Here is a 22,728-nt window from a genome sequence, read left to right on the forward strand (position 1 = left end):
CCGGTTTTTCTTCACTCTGCCGCCTAGAAGCCTGCCGCCATGCGTCCTGCCCGTGCCCTGATCGACCTCCAAGCCCTGCGCCATAACTACCAATTGGCCCGTGAAGTCACGGGGGCCAAGGCCCTCGCCGTGGTCAAAGCCGATGCCTATGGCCATGGCGCCGTGCGCGTGGCCCAGGCGCTCGAAGCCGAGGCCGACGGGTTTGCGGTGGCGTGCATCGAAGAGGCGTTGGAGCTGCGCGCTGCCGGGATTCGTGCACCGGTGTTGCTGCTCGAAGGTTTTTTTGAGGCCGACGAGCTGCCGCTGATCATTGAGCATGACTTGTGGTGTGTGGTGCATTCGCTGTGGCAGTTGGACGCTATCGAGCAAGCCCGTTTGAGCCAGCCGCTGACCATCTGGCTCAAGCTCGACTCGGGCATGCACCGCGTTGGCCTGCACCCCAAGGACTATCATGAGGCTTACCAGCGCCTGCTGGGCAGCGGCAAAGTGGCCAAGATCGTCTTGATGAGCCACTTTGCCCGTGCCGACGAACTCGATTGTGTGCGCAGTGATGAACAAGTGGCGGTGTTTGAAGCGGCGCGCCAAGGCCTGTCGGCGCAAGTCAGTCTGCGCAACTCGCCGTCGGTGATGGGCTGGCCGAACATTTCCAGCGATTGGGTACGCCCGGGCATCATGCTTTATGGCGCAACGCCATTTGGTGAAGACCAAGCCATCGCCGCGCGTTTGCAGCCGGTGATGACGCTGGAATCCAAAGTCATCTGCGTACGCGAACTACCAGCTGGCGAGCCGGTGGGTTACGGCGCCAGGTTCATCACCCCAAAACCGATGCGCATCGGCGTGGTTGCCATGGGGTACGCCGACGGCTACCCGCGTCATGCGCCGACCGGCACACCGGTACTGGTGGCGGGGCAGTGCAGCCAGTTACTGGGCCGCGTGTCCATGGACATGCTGTGTGTCGACCTGACCGACGTGCCCCAGGCAGGCCTTGGTTCCACGGTGGAGCTGTGGGGCAAAAATATTCTCGCCAGTGACGTCGCGGCTGCCGCCGAGACCATTCCCTATCAGATATTCTGCAACCTGCGCCGCGTGCCAAGGCTCTACTCCGAGGCTTGAACACAGCTGACGAGTGGGGCTCGCCGGGATTTAGGCCCAAGTGTTGTAAATACTGAACGCTGTCGCCATGATAACGCTCAATTACAACAAAGCCTGAATCCTAGGAGGCTCCTGCATTGGACGTCGGCGAACGACTGCAATCCATCCGTAAACTGAAGGGTCTTTCCCAGCGCGAGCTCGCCAAGCGCGCGGGTGTCACCAACAGCACCATTTCGATGATCGAAAAAAATAGTGTCAGTCCCTCGATCAGCTCCTTGCGCAAGGTGCTGGGCGGCATTCCCATGTCCATGGTCGAGTTCTTTTCCGAGGAGATCCTTCAGGAAAAACCGACCCAGATCGTCTATAAAGCCAATGAGCTGATCGACATCTCGGATGGCGCCGTCACTATGAAGCTGGTTGGCCGCGCGCACTCAAGCCGGGCGATTGCGTTTCTTAACGAAATCTACCCGCCGGGTGCCGATACCGGCGAAGAAATGCTCACCCACGAAGGTGAGGAAACCGGGATTCTGGTGGAGGGCCGTCTGGAATTGGTGGTCGGTCTTGAAACTTTTGTGCTCGAAGCTGGCGATAGCTACTACTTTGAAAGCACTAAGCCGCATCGTTTTCGCAACCCGTTCGATGTGCCGGCGCGACTAATCAGCGCAGCCACACCCGCGAACTTTTGACACAAGAGGCGTCCTGCCAGCGTTGCAGAGGCACCCAAGCAGTGTTCCGCGCAGCTGAATCTCCCTTTATTTAATAGGGTTGTTTCAGCCAGGCGGGCTAACCGTTATACTTTCGCCGCCTGCGAAACCGTGGCCGCAGGCGTGAATAGCCACCATTGAGGGTGAACGCGTGAACCTAATTATGAAAATGCTGGCTGCACCAGCAACCGTACTGTCCCTATGGGCTGTCAGCGCTCAAGCTGCGACCAATGATGAAATTGCCAAGCGCCTGGAGCCTGTCGCCCAGGTCTGTGTCCAAGGCCAGGAATGCAAAGGCATGGAAGTGGCGGTGGCAGTGGGCGGCGGTGGCGGAGCGAAAACGCCGGACGAGGTGATCGCCAAGCATTGCAACGCGTGCCATGGCACCGGGTTGCTGAATGCTCCGAAGATCGGTGATACCGCTGCCTGGAAGGAACGGGTAGGTCATTTGGATACTGTATTGGCGGAGCTCAAAATTGAGGATCCGCAGAAAGGGACCAAGGGGTTGGCCCAGGTCGCCAAGCATGGCTTGAACGCTATGCCTCCGATGGGGACTTGTGCTGATTGCAGCCTTGAGGACCTTGAGGGTGCGATCAAGAAGATGTCAGGGCTGTAAATTGCCGATCTCCGCCAAAAAGCCGCTGACCAGCGGCTTTTTTGTGCTTGGGATTTGTACTTAGAGGCTGTTCATTGCAGCAAAGACCCGGCAAGCTCGGTCCAACCCCTAATCATGGAATGTCAGGAGGGTCGGATGGTGCAGTTGTGTTCAATCGAGCAAGCAGTTGACGACGTACTGGCGCGCTTGCCCGCGCATATCCACATGGGCATGCCACTGGGGCTGGGCAAGCCCAACCTGTTCGTCAATGCGTTGTACCGGCGTATCGCCAAATTGCCGGAGCGGGCGCTGACGATCTACACCGCGCTGGTCTTGGGCCGTCCAACGATGGGCGATGGTTTGCAGAAGCGCTTTCTCGAGCCCTTTCTCGAGCGGGTGTTCGGCGACTACCCTGAGCTGGATTTCCTCGCTGATCTGCACAAAGACAGCCTACCCGCCAATATCCGTGTGCAGCAATTCTTCATGCAGCCTGGCAGCCTGCTTCACAGCGCATCGGCGCAGCAGGACTACGTCAGCAGCAATTACAGCCATGCCGCCCGCGACATCAATGCCGCTGGCCTCAACTTGGTGGCACAACTGGTGGCCAGCAGCACTGAGCATCCTGATCGCCTGAGCCTGAGCTGCAATCCCGATATCACCCTCGACCTGCTGCCCATGATCGAGAAGCGCCGCCAAGCTGGCGAAACCATCCTGATCGTTGGCCAAGTTCACAGCGATTTACCCTACATGCCCGGTGATGCCGAACTGGGCATGGACGCGTTCGACTACCTGATCGACGAAAAGGACAGCACTACGCTGTTCTCCACACCGAACATGCCCGTGGGTTTCCAGGACCATTTCATCGGCGTGCATGCCAGCACTTTGGTGCGCGATGGCGGCACCTTGCAGATCGGCATCGGCTCCATGGGCGATGCGCTGACCGCCGCCTTGCTGGCGCGCCAGGCCGATAACGAGGCCTATCGACTGTTGCTGACCGACCTTGATGTGTATCAGTGGGCGCCTTTGATCAGCCATGAAGGCGGCGTCGCGCCGTTCGCCCGAGGCTTGTACGGTTGCAGCGAAATGTTCGTCAACGGCCTGCTGGTACTGGCCGACGCCGGGATTATCCGGCGCAAGGTCTACCCGGATGTGGCGACCCAGGAGCAAGCCAACGCTGGCACGCTAGACGATGCGGCACAGTCCGACGGTGTCTCGATTCACGGCGGCTTCTTTCTCGGGCCGCGCAGTTTTTACCAGCGCTTGCAGGAAATGACTCACGCCAAGCGCCTCGAATTCAACATGACGCGCATCAGCTACATCAACGAACTCTACGGTCAAGAAGAGCTCAAGCGCCTGCAGCGCCTGGACGCGCGGTTTATCAACAGCGCGATCATAGTGACGCTGCTCGGCGCAGGTGTAGCTGATCAGTTGGAAGACGGCCGTGTGCTCAGTGGCGTCGGCGGGCAATACAACTTTGTTGCTCAGGGCCATGCATTGGAAGGCGCGCGTTCGATTCTGATCCTGCGCAGCTGGCGCGAGTCGGCGGGTGAGGTCAGTTCCAATATCGTCTGGGAGTACGGGCACTGCACCATTCCTCGCCACCTGCGCGATATCGTCATCACTGAGTACGGGATTGCCGATTTGCGTGGGCAGACGGATGCAAAAGTGATTGAAGCGCTGCTGAATATTACCGACTCGCGCTTTCAGGGCGACCTGATCGAGCAGGCGCAAAAGGCCGGCAAGTTGCCCAAGGATTTCCAGCTGGACCCACGCTTTGCCGACAATACGCCTGAGCGGCTCAAGGGCATTGAGGTGCGACATCGCCGTTTGTTTCCGGAGTATCCGTTGGGCACTGACTTCACGGATGAGGAAAAGGATCTGTTGCGGGCATTGAACTGGCTCAAGAGCAAATTCAAGCTGACGGAGATTCTGGAGTTGGGCAAGGCGGCGCTGGACGCACCGGAGCCGGAGGTGTTTCCCAAGCATCTGGAGCGGATGCGTTTGGACAAGCCGCAAGGGCTGAAAGAGGACCTCTATCAGCGTTTATTACTCGCCGGCTTACAGGCCACCGCTCACTGACAGCCCAACGCAAACCAAACGTGGGAGCGGTCTTGTTCGCGAAAGCTGTGTATCAGTCGACTTATACATTGACTGTCACACCGCATTCGCGAGCAAGCCCGCTCCCACATGTTTAACTGCATTCGGGCAGCGACTACTCGATGAAAGTGACCACACCACCCGTCAGCGACTTCACCCGCGCCAGCGACTCAACCCGATAACCCTGCGCATCCAGCTCCGCACGGCCACCCTGGAATGACTTCTCGATCACAATCCCCAAGCCCGCCACGGTCGCGCCAGCTTGTTTGATGATCGAGATCAGCGCCTGGGACGCCTTGCCGTTGGCCAGGAAGTCATCGATCACCAGCACGCGGTCGCTGCTGGTCAGGTGGCGCGGGGAAATTGCCACGGTGCTTTCGACCTTCTTGGTGAAGGAATACACGGTCGCCGACAGCAGGTTTTCCGTCAGGGTCAGGGACTGCTGCTTGCGGGCGAAAATCACCGGCACACCGAGGTTCAGGCCGGTCATGATTGCCGGGGCGATGCCTGAGGCTTCGATGGTGACGATCTTGGTGATGCCCGAGTCCTTGAACCGCGCGGCGAATTCGTCGCCGATCAGTTTCATCAGTGCCGGGTCGATCTGGTGGTTCAGAAAGGCGTCGACCTTGAGTACCTGATCGGAAAGCACGATGCCTTCTTCGCGAATTTTCTTGTGCAGTGCTTCCACGGAAAGCTTCCTCTAATGGCGCGGTGTGCGCCGAAAGTAGATTAAAAAGTAGTCGATTCTAGCGCTTTAACATCGCGCGTATATCCGCCAAGGCGGTGTTGCCGCGAACGGCCTTCACCTCGGTCGGGGTATCGTCATTGCCTTCCCAGGCCAGGTCGTCCGGCGGGAGTTCGTCGAGGAACCGGCTGGGGGCACAATCAATGATTTCGCCGTACTGCTTGCGCTTTGCGGCAAAGGTGAAGGCCAGCGTCTGACGTGCGCGGGTAATGCCCACGTAGGCCAGGCGCCGTTCTTCTTCGATGGTGTCGGCTTCGATGCTGGAGCGGTGTGGGAGGATTTCCTCTTCCATGCCCATGATGAACACGTAGGGAAACTCCAGCCCCTTGGACGCATGCAGCGTCATCATCTGCACGCCTTCGGCACCGTCTTCCTCTTCTTGCTGGCGCTCAAGCATGTCGCGCAGCACCAATTTGCCGATGGCGTCTTCGACGGTCATCTCGCCGTCTTCGTCTTTTTCCAAGGTGTTCTTCAGCGCTTCGATCAGGAACCAGACGTTGCCCATGCGGTAATCCGCGGCTTTGTCGCTGGAGCTGTTGGTGCGCAGCCAGTTTTCGTAGTCGATGTCCATGACCATGCTGCGCAAGGCGCTGATTGGATCTTCGCCAGCGCACTGTTCGCGCACCTTGTCCATGAAGCGCTTGAAGCGTGCCAGGCGATCGGTGAAGCGCGTGTCCAGGTGCTCGCCCAGGCCGATTTCGTCGGTGGCGGCGTACATCGAGATCTTGCGTTCGGTGGCGTAGTTGCCGAGCTTTTCCAGGGTAGTCGAGCCGATTTCACGACGCGGTACGTTGATCACGCGCAGGAAAGCGTTGTCGTCGTCCGGGTTCACGATCAGCCGGAAGTAGGCCATCAGGTCTTTTACTTCCTGGCGTCCGAAAAAGCTGTTGCCGCCCGACAGGCGATACGGCACCTGGTGGTGCTGCAATTTCAGCTCGATCAGCTTGGCCTGGTAGTTGCCCCGATAGAGGATCGCAAAGTCGCTGTAGGGCCGGTCGGTGCGCAGGTGCAGGCTGAGGATTTCCACGGCCACGCGCTCGGCCTCGGCATCTTCGTTGCGACAGCGGATCACGCGGATCTCATCGCCGTGACCCATCTCGCTCCACAGTTGTTTTTCAAACTCGTGGGGGTTGTTGGAGATCAGCACGTTGGCGCAACGCAGGATGCGGCTGGTGGAGCGGTAGTTCTGCTCCAGCATCACCACTTTGAGGGACGGGTAGTCGTCCTTGAGCAGCATCAGGTTTTCCGGACGGGCGCCGCGCCAGGCGTAGATCGACTGGTCGTCGTCGCCCACCACGGTGAACTGGTTACGCTTGCCGATCAGCATTTTCACCAGCAGGTATTGGCTGGCGTTGGTGTCCTGATATTCGTCCACTAGTAGGTAGCGGACTTTGTTCTGCCATTTTTCGAGGATGTCGGCGTGTTCCTCGAACAGCTTCACCGGCAACAGGATCAGGTCGTCGAAGTCCACCGCGTTGAACGCCTTGAGCGTGCGCTGATAGTGGGTGTAGACGATGGCGGCGGTCTGTTCCTTGGGGTTGCGTGCGTTTTCCAGGGCTTGGGGCGGCAGGATCAGGTCGTTTTTCCAGGCGCCGATCATGTTCTTGATCTCATCCACGCCGTCGTCGCCTGCGTACTCCTTTTGCATGATGTCAGTCATCAGCGACTTCACATCGGTCTCATCGAAGATCGAGAAACCCGGCTTGTAGCCCAGCCGCGCATGCTCCTTGCGGATGATGTTCAGGCCCAGGTTGTGGAAGGTGCACACGGTGAGGCCACGGCCTTCGCCGCCCTTGAGGAGCGTGCCGACACGCTCTTTCATTTCGCGCGCCGCCTTGTTGGTAAAGGTCATGGCGACGATGTACTGGGCGCGGATGCCGCAGTTCTGGATCAGGTGCGCGATCTTGCGGGTGATCACGCTGGTCTTGCCGGAGCCAGCACCGGCGAGCACCAATAGAGGGCCGCCGACGTAGTTCACGGCTTCTTGCTGCCGGGGATTGAGTCGGGACATACAGAGTTTTTAGGCGTCGTTGTTCAAAAGGGCGGGCATTTTAACAGGCTCGCAGGATTCTGCTCTTACAGAACGACAGTGTGACGTACCACTCGATCTATATTTGCCGGTTTTGATACTTTGCCGCAGGATGTAAGGGCTTTCTGAGGCTAATCCTTACAGTCAGCGTATTTGATAACCCTTATCATTGGTGATTATCAGGCCGCGCGTCATAATGCCGGCCGCCAACGAAATTTTGCAGAGTCTAGGGAGCTAGCTTGTCTACGCCTGTCGAACCCTTGCGTTTGCTGCTACTGGCCGATGAGCCAGCGTGGGCAGCGTTGTTGCGCGAGTGCCTGGCGCCGATGGGCGATGGGGCTGTGCTGATCAGTGCGCCCAACTGGGACTCGGTGAGTCGTCTGTTCGATGACGCTCACAGTGCTGTGCTATTGACCACGCCCAACCTGCAACCCGGCCCCGGCCGCTGCAATCTGCCGTGTGTATTGCTGTTGGAGCAGGAGCCGCTGGTTTCGCCGCTGGGCGTGAGCGATTGGTTGATCCGCGATGTATTGGATGCCGACACGTTGCGCCGCTGCTTGCGCCATGTCCGCGAGCGCGGCGTGCTGGAGACTACCTTACAGCGCCTGGCCGAACAGGACCCGCTCACCGGTATCGCCAATCGTCAGGGGTTCCAGACCTTGCTGGCGGCGCGGCTGGCTGAAAACGAAGGCCGTGGCCTGGCCCTCGGCCACCTTGACCTCGATAATTTCCGACACGCCAACGACGCCTTGGGCCACCAGGCCGGTGACCGGCTGATCCTGCAAGTGGTCTCGCGTCTCAGGAGCCAGCTCGAAGCCGGCGACCAACTGGCGCGCCTGGGCAGCGACGAATTCGCCCTGCTGATTGATACCCGCCGTGCGCCCCAGCGCGCTGAATGGATGGCCGAACGCATCACCGAAGCCATGGCCGAACCCTATTGGGTGGATGGTGAAAGCCTGCTGATTGGCTGCAGCCTGGGCGTGGCGCATGCGCGCGCGCGCGCCGGTGCCGACCCGTTGATGTGGCACGCACACATCGCCATGCAGCAAGCCAAAAGCACGCAAGGCTGCACCTTTCATATCTTCAATGAACGCATCAACCGCAACGCACGCAGCTTGGCCGACTTGGAAAGTGAACTGCGCCGTGCGTTGCGCCGGGACGAACTGGAACTGCACTACCAACCGCGCCTGGACCTGGACGACGGGCATATCGTCGGTCTGGAAGCCTTGGTGCGCTGGCGGCACGGCGAGCGCGGCCTGCTGCCGCCCAGCGAATTCGTGCCGCTGGCCGAACAAAGCGGCCTGATCGTGCCGTTGGGCTATTGGGTGATCTCCCGGGCCCTGCGCGACATGCAAGACCTGCGCGAACGCGGCCTGCCGCCGTTGCACATGGCGGTCAACCTGTCGTTTCGCCAATTCCAGGACAGCCAGTTGCTTTCGACCCTCAGCCGGCTGATTGCCGAGCGTGGCGTGGAGGCGCAGTGGCTGGAATTCGAACTGACCGAAACCGCCGTGATGCGCCGCAGTGACTTGGTCAAACAGACTATGGACGCTCTCGGCCGCTTGGGCGTGCGGTTTTCCCTGGATGACTTCGGCACCGGTTTTTCGTCGTTTGTGCACCTCAACAGCCTGCCGATTGCCTTGCTGAAGATCGACAAGAGCTTTGTCGGCGGCATGGAAGAGCGCGAAGAAAACCGCAAGCTGGTGCACGCCATGATCAACCTGGCCCACAACCTCAACCTGGAAGTGGTGGCTGAAGGCGTGGAAACGCCCGAGCAGCTGGCGTTATTGCGCTTGTTCGGCTGCGATCAGGCTCAGGGATATTTGATCAGCAAGCCGTTGCCGTTGCCGGAGTTGGTGGAGTATTTGACCTTCGGTAAGAGCCAGCAGGCGCTGCTGGGTTGAATTGCGAACCCGATCAAAAATGTGGGGGCGAGCTTGGTCCCACATTTTGATCGAGTGAGGCTTCTACTCTGTCTGTGCGGCATGAAACGCAGGCTGTGTTTCCGGCTCCCGCCGGATCATCCCTTTCAACTTCGCCTCAAACGCCCACGTCAGGCTGACAGCCGCGCACGCCAGGCCCAAGGCCAAACCCCACCACACGCCGGTTGGCCCCCAGCCGAGGGTGAACGCCATCAACCACGCCGCTGGCGCGCCGATCAGCCAATAGCAGCCCAAGCCCACCAGAAAGGTGGTCTTGGCGTCCTTCAACCCACGAATGCAGCCCATGGCGATGGTTTGCACGCCGTCGAACAATTCGAACCAAGCGGCTACGGCCAGCAAGCTGACCGCCAGGACGATAACGTCATGGAAGGCCGGGTCATTGTGGTCGAGGAACAGCCCGATAAGCGCATCGGAAAACAGCCACAGCGCTGCGGCAAATCCCAACATCACCGCCCCACCAAAACCTATGCCGACCCTCCCAGCCAGGCGTGCCTGCAGCAACTGCCCGGCGCCGTAGTGCTGGCCGATGCGCATGGTGATCGCGTACGACATTCCCGCCGGCACCATGAACGCCACCGAGACAATCTGCAGGGCAATCTGATGGGCTGCCAACTGCGTACTGCCCATGGTGCCCATGCACAGCGCCGCGAAGGCGAACAAGCCAACTTCCACCGCGTAGGTGCCGCCAATCGGCAGGCCCAGGCGCCACAACTCGCGCAAATACTGGGTGTTGAGCCGCAGTAGGCCCGAACTCAGCGGGTAGGCTGCGTAAGCCCGGTTACTGCGGATGTACCACATCAGTGCCAAGGCCATGCTGTTGGCGACGATCGCAGTTACCAGGCCGATGCCCATCAAGCCCAATTTGGGCAGGCCAAACATGCCTTCAATCAATGCGTGGTTGAGGAAGTAGTTGAGCACCGTACCGCACAGGCTAATCACCATCACCGGGGTTGCCTTGCCGATGGCGCTGGTAAAACCGCGCAAGGCCATGAAGCTTAGGTAGCCGGGCAGGGCGAACGGCAAGATGGTCAGGAATTGTCCTGCCGCGTGCACGTTGGTTTCGGTTTGGCCAAACATCAGCAGCACCGGCTTGAGGTTCCATAGCAGCAAGCCGGCGACCAAGGCCATCAGCCAGGCGAGCCAGAGCCCGGCCTGCGTCAGGCGGGTGGCGCCTTCGATGTCGCCGGCGCCATGGCGGATGGCTACAAGGGTGCCCACAGCGGCAATCACGCCGATGCAGAAAATCGCCACGAACGAATAGCTTGCTGCGCCCAGGCCGCCACCGGCCAAGGCTTCGGGGCTCAGACGGGCCATCATCAGGGTGTCGGTCAGCACCATCAACATGTGCGCCAACTGTGAGGCAATCAACGGCCCTGACAGCCGCAGAATGGCCCAGAGTTCAGTACGCACTGGATGCTGCATGATCATCACGCTCAAAAGTCAGAGGGCTGGGAAAGAGTCGATTCTCGGCGCTCTCCCGGCATTACACAAAAGGATAAATGCGATCGTTCGCATGATTAAAACTCATGATAGGGTTCGGTATTGCTCTGTCGGAGATTCATCCATGCCACGTCGTCTTCCTCCGCTGTATGCCTTGCGCGCATTTGAGGCGGCTTCACGGCACAATTCTTTCACCCGAGCGGCGGAGGAACTTTCGATCACGCAAAGTGCTGTCAGCCGGCATATCCGCACGCTCGAAGAGCACTTCGCCTGCCGCCTGTTCCAGCGCAGCGGTCGCAACCTGCAGCTCACCGAAGCGGCACGCCTGCTGCTACCCGGCGTGCGTGAGGGCTTCGCCGCCCTGGAGCGGGCTTGCCATACGTTGAATGCCGAAGATGACATTCTGCGCATGAAAGCACCGTCCACCTTGACCATGCGCTGGTTGCTGGCGCGGCTCAGCCGCTTCCGGGCGCTGCAACCGGGTAATGAGGTGCAACTGACCAGTGCGTGGATGAGCGTGGATGAAGTGGACTTCAACCAGGAGCCGTTCGACTGCGCGGTGTTATTGAGTTATGGGCATTTTCCGGCGGACTGGGAAGCCAGCTACCTATTCCCCGAACTGCTGATTCCGGTGGGCGCCCCGAACCTCCTGGAAGACGGGCCCTGGGATGTTACACGCCTGGCGTCCGCTGAACTGCTGCACCCCACGCCCGACCGCCGCGATTGGCGCAATTGGCTGGAGCGCATGGGGTTGTCGTCCCAGGTGTCACTCAAGGGCGGGCAGGTGTTTGATACCTTGGAGTTGGGCATGATCGCCGCCGCGCGGGGTTACGGCGTATCCATGGGCGATCTGCTGATGGTCGCCGAAGACGTGGCGCAGGGGCGTTTGAGCTTGCCGTGGCCGACGGCGGTTGCGAGTGGGGAAAATTACTATTTGGTGTGGCCTAAAACCCGTCCCGGCGGTGAGCGTTTACGGCGGTTGGCGGAGTTTCTCCAGGGGGAGGTCAAGGCCATGGAATTGCCCCAGGTCGAGCGCCTGGATTGACGCTTTGCAGTCCGTTCGGGCAGTCGTTTGCGCGATACCCCTGTGAATCGCTCAAGTATTGCCCGCGCCCGCCGAAAAGGTGTGTTGGAGCCTGTGTGCCAACGTTTCCCACTCGATAATTTGCCGAGCTGTGCTATGAGATCAGGATGATCCTGGCCTCGGCCAGGAGCTGTCATGTCTCAACCTCGTGCTCGGATTGCCTCCCAGTTAGGCCTCGCACTCGCCGTGATTCTGGCTGTCGTCATCAGCGGCAGTACGATTTTCGCCCTGCGTTCCCTCGACTCAGCCAACCTCGACACCCGCGAGGAACACCTGGCCAGTGAGGCTCGCTTGCTCGCCGACCAACTCAATACCTTCCACAGCACCTTGCGCGAAAGTACCCAGCGTTTGAGCGGGCTGTTTGAAAAGCGCTTCGGCGCCGGTTTGAGCCTGCGTGGTGAGCAGCAGGTCACGGTGGCAGGCGTACAGACGCCGAGCCTGTTTCTGGGCAGCGTCCTGTTGAACAACGATTTCGATGAGGTCGATGAATTCAAGGACACCTCCGGCGGTGTAGCCACCGTATTCGTGCGCAGCGGCGAAGACTTCATCCGCATCAGTACATCCCTGGCCAAACAAGACGGCAGCCGCGCCATCGGTACGGTCCTGGACCACCAGCATCCGGCTTATCAACGGCTGCTCGCCGGGCAGAGTTATGTCGGCCGAGCTGTGCTGTTCGACCGCTCCTACATGACCCAGTACACCCCTGTGCGCGATGCTGCGGGCAAGGTGATTGCGGTGCTGTTTGTCGGTTTCGACTACACCGATGCGCAGAAGGCCCAGTTCGATAATCTCAAGCGCTTCCGTATCGGCCAGACCGGCTCTCTGGCCCTGTTGGACGAACAGAAACACTGGCTGGTGCCACCGTCCGGTGTGCAGGCGCTGGACCAGGCAATCCCGGTGATGCTCGACCTGGCCAAGAGCCCAGGCAAAGGCAGCTTCTGGAGCGACAAAAACGAAGATTTCTACAGCGTCTCGGTACCGTTCGACGGCGGCCCGTGGGCGGTGGTGGCGAGCATGCCGAAGTCTGAAATCCGCGCGGTGACTTGGGCGGTGGGTATTCGCCTGGTGATCGGCAGCGTATTGGCGATGTTGCTCGCGGTGGGTGCGGCGGTGTGGCTGCTGCGCAGCAAATTACAGCCACTGAGTGATTTGGTGCGCCAAGCCGAAGCCCTCGGTGCGGGTGATTTGAGCGCGCGCCTGAATGTGTCCAGCCATGATGAAATCGGCCAATTGGCGCGCAGCTTCAACCAGATGGGCGAGGCGCTGTCGACGATGGTTTCGCACATTCGAAAAGCGGCGGAAGACGTTAACAGCCGTGCTCAGGCATTGTCCGGCTTATCTGGCGGTGCCTATGAGGGCATGGAGCAACAGTCCGGTGAGATCACCAGCATGGCCGGTGCGGTGGAAGAGTTCAGCGCCACCTCGCTGAATATCGCGGACAACATGGGCAACACCGAGCGTTTGGCCCAGGAAAACGCGCAGCAGACCCGTATTGGCCGTACCTCGATGCAGGAGGCGTCGTCGTCCTTGGAACATATCGCCGCCGCGCTGAACAGCACGGCCACCGTGATCAACACGTTGGGGGAACGCTCCCAGGAGATCGGCGGGATCGTCGGCGTGATCACCTCGATTGCCGAACAGACCAACCTGTTGGCGCTTAACGCTGCCATCGAAGCCGCCCGGGCCGGTGAACAAGGCCGCGGTTTTGCCGTGGTCGCTGACGAAGTGCGCAACCTGGCCTCGCGTACGCGCCAGGCTACCGATGAAATCTCCGGGATGATCCAAAGCATTCAGCAGGAAACCGGCAACGCTATCAGCACCATGGAGCAAGGTAATGTGTTGATGCAGGAAGGCTTGTCGCGCAACGCTGACGTGGCCTCGGCCCTGGCGCGTATCGACGAACAAAGCCGCTCGGCCGGTCAGCAGTTCGCGGCGATCACCACCGCCACCCAAGAGCAAAGCAGCACCGCGACGTTGCTCAGCAGTAACTTGCAGAGTATTGCGCTGGCCAACAGCGAGCAGCGTGAAGTGGTGTCCAACCTGGCCGTTACCGCTAAGGAACTGGAAACCCTGGCGGCCGGTTTGCGCCATGAGGTAGACCGGTTTCGCTGAAGGTGACACAAGGGCGCCTGCTAGTGAGCGGCCCCTATGGCCCTGAACTAGTAGGTTTTGAGCGCGTTCGCCAGGCGCACCATGGCGGTTTCGATTTCATGTGCGGTCAAAGATGAGTAGCCCAATAGCCAGCCTTGTTTCTTTTCGTCGCCGGCATACAACCGGCTGAGACCGGGCAGTTGCACGCCTGCGCTGGCGGCCTGGCGGATGGTGTTTTCTTCCGACCAACCCTCGTGCAACAGGCAGGGAATTTGCAGCCCTCCCTGGGGCCGAGATGCCGTGACGACATCGCCCAGGTGTTTGCCGATAGCGTCGAGCATAATGGCTTGGCGCCCGGCATAGAGCTTGCGCATCGCGCGTACATGGGCGTTGTAGTGGCCGTCCTCCATAAAGCGCGCCAGTGTCAGTTGCAGGATTTGAGGCGTGTGGCCGTCCATCATGCTGCGGGCGTAGGTGAAGGCTTTGGCCAGTTCATGGGGCAGCACCATGTAGCCCATGCGCAGGCCGGGGTAGAGGGTCTTGCTGAAGGTGCCGATGTAAAGCGTGCGCTGATACTTGTCCAGGCCCTGCACGCAGGCAGTGGGTTTGCCTTCGTAGTGAAACTCGCTGTCGTAGTCATCCTCGATGATCCATTTGCCTTTTTCTGCGGCCCAGTTGACCAATTCAAAACGTCGCTCCAGCGTTAACGTGGCGCCGGTCGGGTATTGATGAGAGGGCGTGACATACACACAATTGGCGCCACTGCGGTCGGCGTGCAGCAGGTCGGTGCGTATGCCCTGCCCATCGACATCGATGGGCACCACCTTGGTATCGGCGGTTTCAAAGGCCTTCCTGGCGCCAAAGTAACCCGGGTTCTCCAGCAGGATCGGTTTGCCGACGTCCACTAGCAACTGCGCGCACAGAAACAGGGCTTGGCGAGTACTGCTCAGCACCACGACCTGATTGGGGGAGCACTTAGCCCCACGTTCGAGGTTCAAGTAGGTGGCGATGGCGTTGCGTAACGGCTCGGCCCCTTGCGGGTCACCGTGCAACAGCACGCTGCTGCGATAGTCTTTCATCACTTGGCGTTGCAGGCGCTCCCAGACGTCGGTCGGGAAGGAGCGGGTTTCGGGCAGGCCAGTGGCGAATGCTTTGATTACCTGTTGGTCGCACACGCCACCGCTGTCGAGGATCATCCGCCCTCGCTGGCTCAAGCCAGCGCCGGTTATCGCCGGGTTGCTTTTGACTTCCTGTGCCTTGATGCGTCGGCGGGAGGCGCCGCGCAATTCGGCGCCCACGGCCTCGCACACATAACTGCCGGAGCCCTCGCGCCGTACGATAAAACCATCGCGGTGTAACTGCACGTAGGCGTTCTCCACCGTATCGCGGGCAACTCCCAATGAAGTGGCCAGTACCCGCGTCGCGGGCAGCTTCAAACCGGGCGCAAGCACTCCCTCGAGGATAAGCGCACGCAGTGCGCGCTGAATGCGTTGGTGCAGATCCAGAAGCTGAAACTCATCCTCGTTAAGCCGCATCTGCAGCGTTTCCAGCTCGAAGGTTTTCGCCATGCGGTCTGCCCTATTTGGATAAATTGGTCTATAGCGGCAGGCCAGTCTAGCCGTAGGCTTGGACCCGTGTCTCAGGCTTTTGCGCGGTAGCTGACCCATCACGCGAGGCGCAATCCCTCTCATTGCAAGGAGCAATACACCCATGTCTTCTCTGGTATCGCCGTCGTCGCTACGCCTGCGCGACCTTCTCCCTCCCGTGATTGCGGGGCTGATTTCAGTCATCGTCAATTATGGCGGCACGTTTATTTTGGTGTTTCAGGCTGCCAAGGTGGCTGGGCTCAGTCCGGAGCTGACAGCCTCGTGGGTTTGGTCGATTTCAATCGGCGTTGGTGTGACCGGGCTGCTTCTCAGCTGGCTGAGCCGTGAGCCGATTATCACCGCGTGGTCGACTCCCGCGGCTGCGTTTCTAGTGGTCGCGCTCTCTACCACGCCCTACGCCGAGGCGGTCGGCGCTTACATGATTTCAGCCGCTGCGTTTGTACTGCTGGGGCTGTCCGGCTTCTTTGAAAAAGTCATCCGGCTGGTTCCGCCGGGCATTGCTGCGGCCATGCTGGCTGGCATTTTGTTGCAGTTCGGTATCGGCGCGTTTGGTGGCATGAGCCTGGACCCTGTCTTGGTCGGGTTGTTGATTGCCGCTTACGGGGTACTCAAGCGGTTTACCGCGCGCTACGCCGTCGTCGGCATTCTGTTACTGGGGCTGGCGTTTCTGCTGCTGCAGGGGCGCGTAGATCTGTCGAGCCTGTCCTTGCAGTTGGCCGCGCCGGTATTCACCGCGCCGCAGTTCTCGGTCAATGCGCTGCTCAGTGTGGCGCTCCCGCTGTTTCTGATCACCCTCACGGGCCAGTACATGCCGGGCATGCTGGTATTGCGCAACGATGGTTTTAAGACCAGCGCCAATCCCATCCTGACGGTTACCGGGTTGGGCTCGTTGTTAATGGCACCGTTCGGCTCTCACGCGTTCAACGTCGCGGCGATCACCGCCGCCATTTGCACGGGCAAGGAGGCTTCGCAGGATCCGCACAAGCGTTGGCTCGCGGGGGTTGCCGCAGGTGTGTTCTACATACTCGTGGGGGTTTTCGGGGTGACGCTGGCCGCTGTATTTATGGTGCTCCCGGCGGCTTTCATTACCACACTGGCGGGGTTGGCGTTGCTTGGCACCATTGGCGCCAGCCTGGCCAGCGCTATGGCTGACGTCACATCCCGAGAGGCCTCGCTGATCACCTTCCTGGCGTGCGCAGCAAATATCACCCTACTGGGGATCGGCGGGGCATTTTGGGGATTGTTGATCGGATTGGCCGCGTACACGCTGCTCAATGGCCGCATGCCACGTCGCAGCGTGCAGGTTTCGCCGGTTTCCGAGGCGGTAGCGACGGTCAAGGAAGGGGCCTGACCATGCGTGCCACTCCAGAAGACATCGCCAAGGCCTGCGAGTGGCCAAGGCGTTGGACAACGTGGCTGCGACCGATACTTAGCGCTCGCCCAGGCCAGGGTCTACGCGCTTGCCAATGTCCTTGAGCCGCGCCAGTTGATCGACCACGCCTGGCGCCTCGTCCAGGCTGCTGACGAAGGTCCACAGGTAGGTCATCACCGCGTACACGTGACCGGCCTTGACCGCCGACGACGACGCCAATTGGCTGATCGCGACCGCAAACAACAAGGCTGCCAGCGTACCGATAAACAGGAACGCAGCGGCCTCGCGATCTGACAGCCAGATGCGCAAACGCGACAGCACCTGATAGTGACGCTGCAACGTCTGTGCACCGACCTTCTCTACCAGGCCGATCTCCTTCTCCAAGCGGTCATTCAAGCGTTCATGCAACTCCTGATTGCGCCGTGCAAAGCGTGGCAGCAACGTGGTGCACAACAGCAACGCGCTCAGGCATGCCAGGCCGATCCACGGTTCGATCACCAATAACATCACCGCCGCGCCGACGATCGACACCAACGCCGTGGCAATGATCGGCACGTGTTTTTCGAAGAAGTCGACAAAGTCCCGCGCCAACACCACCCGCGCCGCCGCCCGTGAGGTGCTGTGGTTTTGCAGGCGCTGGTTGAGGATCACTGGCACCGCGAGGTCGGCGTAGATCCGCGTGAACGTGCGCGTGTCCAACGCACGACGCGCCGCGCCGACGACCCAGAACGCCAAAACCACGACGGCGTAAAACAACGCACTGCCGGCGTCGCCACGGATAATTGAATCCACCGCGAACCCGGCAAACAGCGGGTATGCCAGCAGCAGTGCATTCTCCAGCGCAACCAGCGACAAGGTACAGAACAGCTTGCCGGGGTAGGCTCGAGCGATGGCTTTCAGCGTCTGGCTGGCGGACTGTTGGCCGATTTTCTTGCTTTCTTCGATCAGAATTTGTGGCGTGACGGATGACATGGGGTGCACCAAAGGAGTGATAGACGCTATTATTGAGCGACTGCTCAAGTATCCTTGAGCGATCGCTCAAAAAGCAAGCGCCGTTCATCTCCCGGCGCCCCAAGGAATTGCCCATGTCGCGTATCGACCGTAAAGACCAGATCATCGCCGCTGCCTTGGAGCTGTTTCGCAGCAAGGGGTTTGCCGATGTGTCCACCCGTGACCTGGCCGAACATGCCGGCCTGTCGCGTAGCCACGTCTACCATTACTTCAGCGACTGGAATGAACTGCGCCGTGAGGCCTTCGTGCGTTTCGCCAACGAACAGTTGGACGAAGTCCGCGCGCCGCTGGTGGGTGTGCCGCCGCTTGAAGCATTGGTGGGGTTTTTGCGCGATTGCCTGCCGTGCACTGCCGACGCCGGCTGGGGATTGTGGCTGGATGCCTGGGACGAGGCGATGCACGACCCGCAAATGGCCCAGGCGTATTTGGTGATCAATGCCCAATGGCAAGGCATGCTCGCCGAGGTGATCGAACAAGGCGTCGTTGCAGGCGTGTTTCATTGTGACTCGCCACGGCGCGCTGCCCGGCAGATCTTCGCGATGGCGATGGGGTATGCCGATGACTTGATGCTGAACCCATCCGCCGAGTCCGCAGAAGCCGTGCTGGATGAGGTCATGGAGGTGGCGAGGCTGTTGCTGGGTTTTCCCGCCTAGGCCTCAACAGAACGTGTCACGGTCGCTGCATTCTTGTGTGGCGAGCCCACTCGCCACGACAGCCAACGTGCCACAGATTTTGGGTTTTCAGGCTAGCCCACCGCCGCAGGCCGGTACTGCAATGCCTCAGCCAAATGATGCCGAGCGATGTGCTCGACCCGCTCAAGGTCGGCCAGCGTGCGAGCCACCTTGAGCAATCGATGCGCCGCTCGCAACGACAGCGTCAGCCGCTCGCAGGCGCTTTCCAGCCAGCCTTCATCGGCTTTCGCCAGTTGGCAGTGTTTGCGTAACCCGGGCAGATCAAGGAAGGCATTGGCGCAACCCTGGCGGTTTAGTTGGCGTTCGCGGGCTTCGGCAACCTCGGCCGAGGCCTTCGCCGTGTCATCGCCAAGCTGTTGGGGCGGGTTAAGTGCCGTGGTCTCCCGGGCGACGGTCAGGTGCAAGTCGATCCGGTCCAGCAGCGGCCCCGAGAGTTTATTGCGATAGCGCTGGATCTGCTCCGGCGTACACCGACAGCGCCCACTGGGTTCGCCCAAATAACCGCAAGGGCAAGGGTTCATGGCCGCTACCAGTTGAAAACGTGCGGGGAAACTCACCCGGTCACGCGCGCGGGAGATCACGATATTCCCCGATTCGAGCGGTTCGCGCAGCACCTCCAGGACCTTGCGATCGAACTCCGGCAACTCATCCAGAAACAGCACGCCATGGTGGGCGAGGGTGATCTCCCCCGGTTGCGGTTTTGACCCGCCGCCCACCAACGCAGGTCCCGACGCCGAATGGTGTGGCTGGCGAAACGGGCGATGTGGCCAATGGCTCAGCGGTGCGAGGCTGACCACCGACTGAATCGCCGCCACTTCCAAGGCTTCCTGTTCACTCAGTGGCGGCAGCAAACCGGGCAAGCGGCTGGCGAGTAAGGTTTTGCCGGTGCCAGGCGGCCCGCTGAGCAGCAGGTTATGCGCGCCTGCTGCCGCGATGAGCAAGGCGCGTTTAGCTGCCAACTGGCCCTGTACCTCACTCAAGTCGGGGTAGGGTTTGTTCAAGTACAACAGGCCGTCTGACTTGTAAGGCTCAATCGGCACATGGCCATTCAAGTGCGCCACCACCTGTAGCAAGTGATCCACCGCAATCACCTTCAACCCCGAGGCCAGGCACGCCTCCTCGGCGTTCGCCCGAGGCACTATCACGGTGCGTCCGGCCTTGCGCGCTGCCAGCGCTGCCGGCAACACACCTTTTACTGCGCGCACTTCGCCCGACAGCGCCAATTCCCCCAGGCACTCCACGTCGTCCAGCGTCAATGCTGGCACCTGCACACTGGCCGCCAGGATGCCCAGGGCAATCGCCAAATCAAAACGCCCGCCGTCCTTTGGCAGGTCAGCGGGCGCGAGGTTGAGGGTGATGCGGCGTGCTGGGTATTGCAGGGCGGAGTTGAGGATCGCACTGCGCACGCGGTCCTTGCTTTCCTTGACCGCAGTTTCGGGCAGGCCCACCAGTGTCAGGGATGGCAGACCATTGGCCATATGCACTTCGACGGTGACGGCGGGGGCTTCCACGCCAATCTGGGCGCGGCTGTGGACGATGGCGAGAGACATGTCGTTCCTTGAAAGATAGGCCGCTTCCTGCGGGTTTTTTCAAGGGTAGACGAGGCGGGGGAGAGCGAGGCGGGGAGGTTTTACAGAACGTATCTGGAGTCGTTCGCAGAGCGTTATGTGGGAGCTGGCTTGCCTGCGATGCAGACGCCTCGGTGTATCAGGCAGACTGAGGCGATACTTTCGCAGGCAAACCAGCTCCCACACTGACCGCATTTATTCAGCAGAGGGCGGCGTCAACTTGGCTTCCAACTCCGCCACCTTCGCCTCCAGGCTCTCCAAGCGTGCGCGTGTGCGGGCGAGCACGACCATCTGGCTATCAAACTCTTCGCGGCTCACCAGGTCGAGCTTGCTGAAACCGCTCTGCAACAATGCCTTGAACTGGCTTTCGATTTCGTTGCGGGGCAGCGGGGTGTCGCCGCTGAACAGGCGAGAGGCGTGGCCGCTCAGGGCATCGAGGAGGTCTTTAGGCGCGAGCATGGGAAATATTCCGGAAAACTGTTGGCCGGCAGTGTATCACGCAGCGTCTATAGTCCTTCCACGGCTGCGTCGCGCACGGTTTTCGCGCAGAGCTCTGTGTGGTTGCGCACTGTTTTTGTGCGCATTGCGGTCGCCGGTAAGCCCCGCAGGTGGGCATAAGTGAACAAGGGACTGATTTCAGTGATTTTTACGGAGCTGGCAAGGTTTCTGCTTAGACGATCATGACCCATGCACTGATGCAGTCGCTGTGACGAATGCAGTGCGCCGACGGATCAGGGGTACAGGTTTCGTCACCAGTGGTTCGCTGGCGTCGCAATGGCAACTGCCTTGTGACGACGCGTTACAAAGCCAGGCACTGCGCTTAGACTTGAGACGGGTTTGTTTTCCTGGGGCAAGTCCACCAATTCGGGAGAGAGTTTTCATGAAGCTAGTCACTGCCATCATCAAGCCGTTCAAGTTGGACGATGTACGCGAGTCACTGTCCGAGATCGGCGTGCAGGGCATTACCGTTACTGAGGTCAAGGGCTTCGGTCGGCAGAAGGGTCACACCGAGCTGTATCGCGGCGCTGAATACGTGGTCGATTTCCTGCCAAAGGTGAAGATTGATGTCGCCATTGACGACAAGGATCTTGACCGGGTTATCGAGGCGATAACCAAGGCGGCCAACACCGGCAAGATCGGTGACGGCAAGATCTTCGTGGTCAATCTGGAACAGGCTATCCGCATCCGTACCGGCGAAACCGATACCGACGCAATCTAAGCCGCCAAACCCCCAACGCCCCAGGAGAAAACAATATGACTCTGCGTAAATTCGCAGGGCTAGGAGCCCTGTTGTCCCTCGTAATGCCGGCCTTGGCATTGGCGGCGGACCCAGCCCCCGCTCCAGTCCTCAATTCCGGCGACACGGCGTGGATGCTCACATCCACCGCGCTGGTGCTGTTCATGACTATTCCGGGCCTGGCGCTGTTCTACGGCGGCATGGTTCGCTCCAAAAACATTCTTTCCGTGATGATGCAGTGCTTCGCCATCACCGGTCTGATCACCATCTTGTGGTTCGTTTACGGCTACAGCATGGCGTTCGACACCACCGGGATGGAAGCAGGCGTCGTCAACCTCAACTCGTTCGTGGGCGGCCTGTCCAAACTGTTCCTGTCGGGTGTGACCCCGGCGAGCATTACCGGCCCTGCGGCGCTGTTCCCTGAGGCGGTGTTCGTCACCTTCCAGATGACGTTCGCCATCATCACGCCTGCGCTGATCGTCGGTGCGTTCGCCGAGCGTATGAAGTTCTCCGCGATGCTGATCTTCATGGGTGTCTGGTTCACCTTGGTCTACGCGCCGATTGCCCACATGGTGTGGGGCGGTCCGGGTTCGTTGATGGGCGACTGGGGTGTGCTGGACTTTGCCGGCGGCACCGTGGTGCACATCAACGCCGGTGTGGCGGGCCTGGTAGCGTGCCTGGTACTCGGCAAGCGTAAAGGCTTCCCGACCACCCCAATGGCCCCGCACAACTTGGGTTACACCCTGATCGGCGCGGCGATGCTGTGGGTTGGCTGGTTCGGCTTCAACGCCGGTTCCGCCGCTGCGGCCAACGGTACTGCTGGTATGGCGATGTTGGTCACTCAAATCGCTACCGCTGCTGCGGCGCTGGGCTGGATGTTCGCCGAGTGGGTTACCCACGGAAAACCAAGCGCACTGGGCATCGCCTCGGGCGTAGTTGCCGGCCTGGTTGCAATCACCCCGGCTGCCGGCACCGTGGGCCCAATGGGCGCCCTGGTGATCGGCCTGGCGGCGGGCGTAGTGTGCTTCTTCTGCGCCACTACCCTGAAACGCAAACTGGGCTACGACGACTCCCTGGACGCCTTCGGCGTGCACGGTATCGGCGGTATCCTCGGCGCGATCCTGACCGGCGTGTTCGCTGCCCCTTCGCTGGGCGGCTTCAACGCAGCGACCACTGACATCGCGGCGCAAGTCTGGATCCAGTGCAAAGGTGTCGGCTTCACCGTGATCTATACGGCTATCGTGACGTTCATCATCCTCAAGGTGCTGGATGCGGTCATGGGCCTGCGGGTTACCGAAGAAGAAGAGGCTGTCGGCCTCGACCTGGCGCAACACAACGAGCGCGGTTACAACTTGTAAGTACGCGAAGAAAAGGTGCCCGGCTTGCCGGGCATTTTTTTGCCTGGCGTTTGTCAGTGATAG

Annotated in this window: 18 protein-coding genes; 11 read left to right on the top strand and 7 right to left on the bottom strand. The window is 60.3% G+C overall.

Annotated features, from left to right (window positions below):
• Window positions 1-39: 39 nt before the first annotated feature.
• The 4 genes from alr to FW764_RS07080 all read left to right on the top strand — a co-directional run bounded on the left by alr (window position 40) and on the right by FW764_RS07080 (window position 4,470).
• The gene (gene alr, locus FW764_RS07065; RefSeq protein ID WP_446433320.1) at window positions 40-1,113 is read left to right on the top strand and encodes an alanine racemase; all 1,074 of its coding nucleotides are present in this window, start codon (window positions 40-42) and stop codon (window positions 1,111-1,113) included.
• Window positions 1,114-1,229: 116 nt separating this feature from the next.
• Window positions 1,230-1,778 carry a cupin domain-containing protein gene (locus FW764_RS07070; protein WP_446433321.1) on the top strand — a complete coding sequence of 183 codons (549 nt, stop codon included), beginning with the start codon at window positions 1,230-1,232 and terminating at the stop codon, window positions 1,776-1,778.
• Between the two features lie 181 nt (window positions 1,779-1,959).
• Complete coding sequence (locus tag FW764_RS07075) at window positions 1,960-2,412, top strand: c-type cytochrome (RefSeq protein WP_446433322.1); 453 nt, start codon at window positions 1,960-1,962, stop codon at window positions 2,410-2,412.
• Window positions 2,413-2,547: 135 nt separating this feature from the next.
• Window positions 2,548-4,470 (top strand): acetyl-CoA hydrolase/transferase C-terminal domain-containing protein, encoded by a 1,923-nt coding sequence (locus FW764_RS07080; protein WP_446433323.1) that lies wholly within the window; start codon window positions 2,548-2,550, stop codon window positions 4,468-4,470.
• Window positions 4,471-4,603: 133 nt separating this feature from the next.
• On the opposite strand, the gene FW764_RS07085 is transcribed toward FW764_RS07080, so the two are convergent.
• Window positions 4,604-5,176 carry a xanthine phosphoribosyltransferase gene (locus tag FW764_RS07085; RefSeq protein ID WP_446433324.1) on the bottom strand — a complete coding sequence of 191 codons (573 nt, stop codon included), beginning with the start codon at window positions 5,174-5,176 and terminating at the stop codon, window positions 4,604-4,606.
• 58 nt (window positions 5,177-5,234) lie between these two features.
• Complete coding sequence (gene rep, locus FW764_RS07090) at window positions 5,235-7,244, bottom strand: DNA helicase Rep (protein ID WP_446433325.1); 2,010 nt, start codon at window positions 7,242-7,244, stop codon at window positions 5,235-5,237.
• Window positions 7,245-7,501: 257 nt separating this feature from the next.
• Between rep and FW764_RS07095 the strand changes: the two genes are divergently transcribed.
• Window positions 7,502-9,166 carry a putative bifunctional diguanylate cyclase/phosphodiesterase gene (locus FW764_RS07095; protein ID WP_446433326.1) on the top strand — a complete coding sequence of 555 codons (1,665 nt, stop codon included), beginning with the start codon at window positions 7,502-7,504 and terminating at the stop codon, window positions 9,164-9,166.
• A gap of 63 nt (window positions 9,167-9,229) precedes the next feature.
• Here the strand turns inward: FW764_RS07095 and FW764_RS07100 are convergent, their stop codons facing one another.
• Complete coding sequence (locus FW764_RS07100; protein WP_446433327.1) at window positions 9,230-10,633, bottom strand: NorM family multidrug efflux MATE transporter; 1,404 nt, start codon at window positions 10,631-10,633, stop codon at window positions 9,230-9,232.
• A 136-nt stretch (window positions 10,634-10,769) separates the two neighbouring features.
• Between FW764_RS07100 and FW764_RS07105 the strand changes: the two genes are divergently transcribed.
• Together FW764_RS07105 and FW764_RS07110 are read left to right on the top strand one after the other, a co-directional pair.
• Entirely contained in the window at window positions 10,770-11,690 is a 921-nt protein-coding gene (locus FW764_RS07105) for a LysR substrate-binding domain-containing protein (protein ID WP_083356133.1), read from the top strand.
• Between the two features lie 174 nt (window positions 11,691-11,864).
• A complete protein-coding gene (locus FW764_RS07110; protein WP_446433328.1) occupies window positions 11,865-13,841 on the top strand; it encodes a methyl-accepting chemotaxis protein in 1,977 nt (658 codons plus the stop codon).
• Window positions 13,842-13,888: 47 nt separating this feature from the next.
• On the opposite strand, the gene pdxR is transcribed toward FW764_RS07110, so the two are convergent.
• Window positions 13,889-15,388: a MocR-like pyridoxine biosynthesis transcription factor PdxR gene (pdxR, locus tag FW764_RS07115; protein WP_446433329.1), complete on the bottom strand. Its 1,500-nt coding sequence runs from the start codon at window positions 15,386-15,388 to the stop codon at window positions 13,889-13,891.
• Window positions 15,389-15,530: 142 nt separating this feature from the next.
• Between pdxR and FW764_RS07120 the strand changes: the two genes are divergently transcribed.
• Window positions 15,531-16,778 (top strand): benzoate/H(+) symporter BenE family transporter, encoded by a 1,248-nt coding sequence (locus tag FW764_RS07120; RefSeq protein WP_446433330.1) that lies wholly within the window; start codon window positions 15,531-15,533, stop codon window positions 16,776-16,778.
• A 78-nt stretch (window positions 16,779-16,856) separates the two neighbouring features.
• Here FW764_RS07120 and FW764_RS07125 read toward each other — a convergent pair whose 3' ends face one another.
• The gene (locus FW764_RS07125) at window positions 16,857-17,771 is read right to left on the bottom strand and encodes an ABC transporter six-transmembrane domain-containing protein (RefSeq protein ID WP_446433331.1); all 915 of its coding nucleotides are present in this window, start codon (window positions 17,769-17,771) and stop codon (window positions 16,857-16,859) included.
• Window positions 17,772-17,884: 113 nt separating this feature from the next.
• On the opposite strand from FW764_RS07125, the gene FW764_RS07130 reads away from it, so the two are divergent.
• Window positions 17,885-18,463 (top strand): TetR/AcrR family transcriptional regulator, encoded by a 579-nt coding sequence (locus FW764_RS07130; RefSeq protein WP_446433332.1) that lies wholly within the window; start codon window positions 17,885-17,887, stop codon window positions 18,461-18,463.
• A 92-nt stretch (window positions 18,464-18,555) separates the two neighbouring features.
• Here FW764_RS07130 and FW764_RS07135 read toward each other — a convergent pair whose 3' ends face one another.
• Together FW764_RS07135 and FW764_RS07140 are read right to left on the bottom strand one after the other, a co-directional pair.
• Window positions 18,556-20,052: a YifB family Mg chelatase-like AAA ATPase gene (locus FW764_RS07135; protein WP_446433333.1), complete on the bottom strand. Its 1,497-nt coding sequence runs from the start codon at window positions 20,050-20,052 to the stop codon at window positions 18,556-18,558.
• A 213-nt stretch (window positions 20,053-20,265) separates the two neighbouring features.
• Window positions 20,266-20,529, bottom strand: a complete 264-nt coding sequence (locus FW764_RS07140; RefSeq protein WP_094948733.1) for an accessory factor UbiK family protein — start codon at window positions 20,527-20,529, stop codon at window positions 20,266-20,268.
• A 421-nt stretch (window positions 20,530-20,950) separates the two neighbouring features.
• On the opposite strand from FW764_RS07140, the gene glnK reads away from it, so the two are divergent.
• Together glnK and FW764_RS07150 are read left to right on the top strand one after the other, a co-directional pair.
• Window positions 20,951-21,289 (top strand): P-II family nitrogen regulator, encoded by a 339-nt coding sequence (gene glnK / locus FW764_RS07145; protein WP_002555808.1) that lies wholly within the window; start codon window positions 20,951-20,953, stop codon window positions 21,287-21,289.
• A gap of 35 nt (window positions 21,290-21,324) precedes the next feature.
• Window positions 21,325-22,665, top strand: a complete 1,341-nt coding sequence (locus FW764_RS07150) for an ammonium transporter (protein ID WP_446433334.1) — start codon at window positions 21,325-21,327, stop codon at window positions 22,663-22,665.
• The last annotated feature ends 63 nt before the right edge of the window (window positions 22,666-22,728 follow it).

The sequence above is a fragment of the Pseudomonas sp. 1152_12 genome, assembly GCF_052850675.1.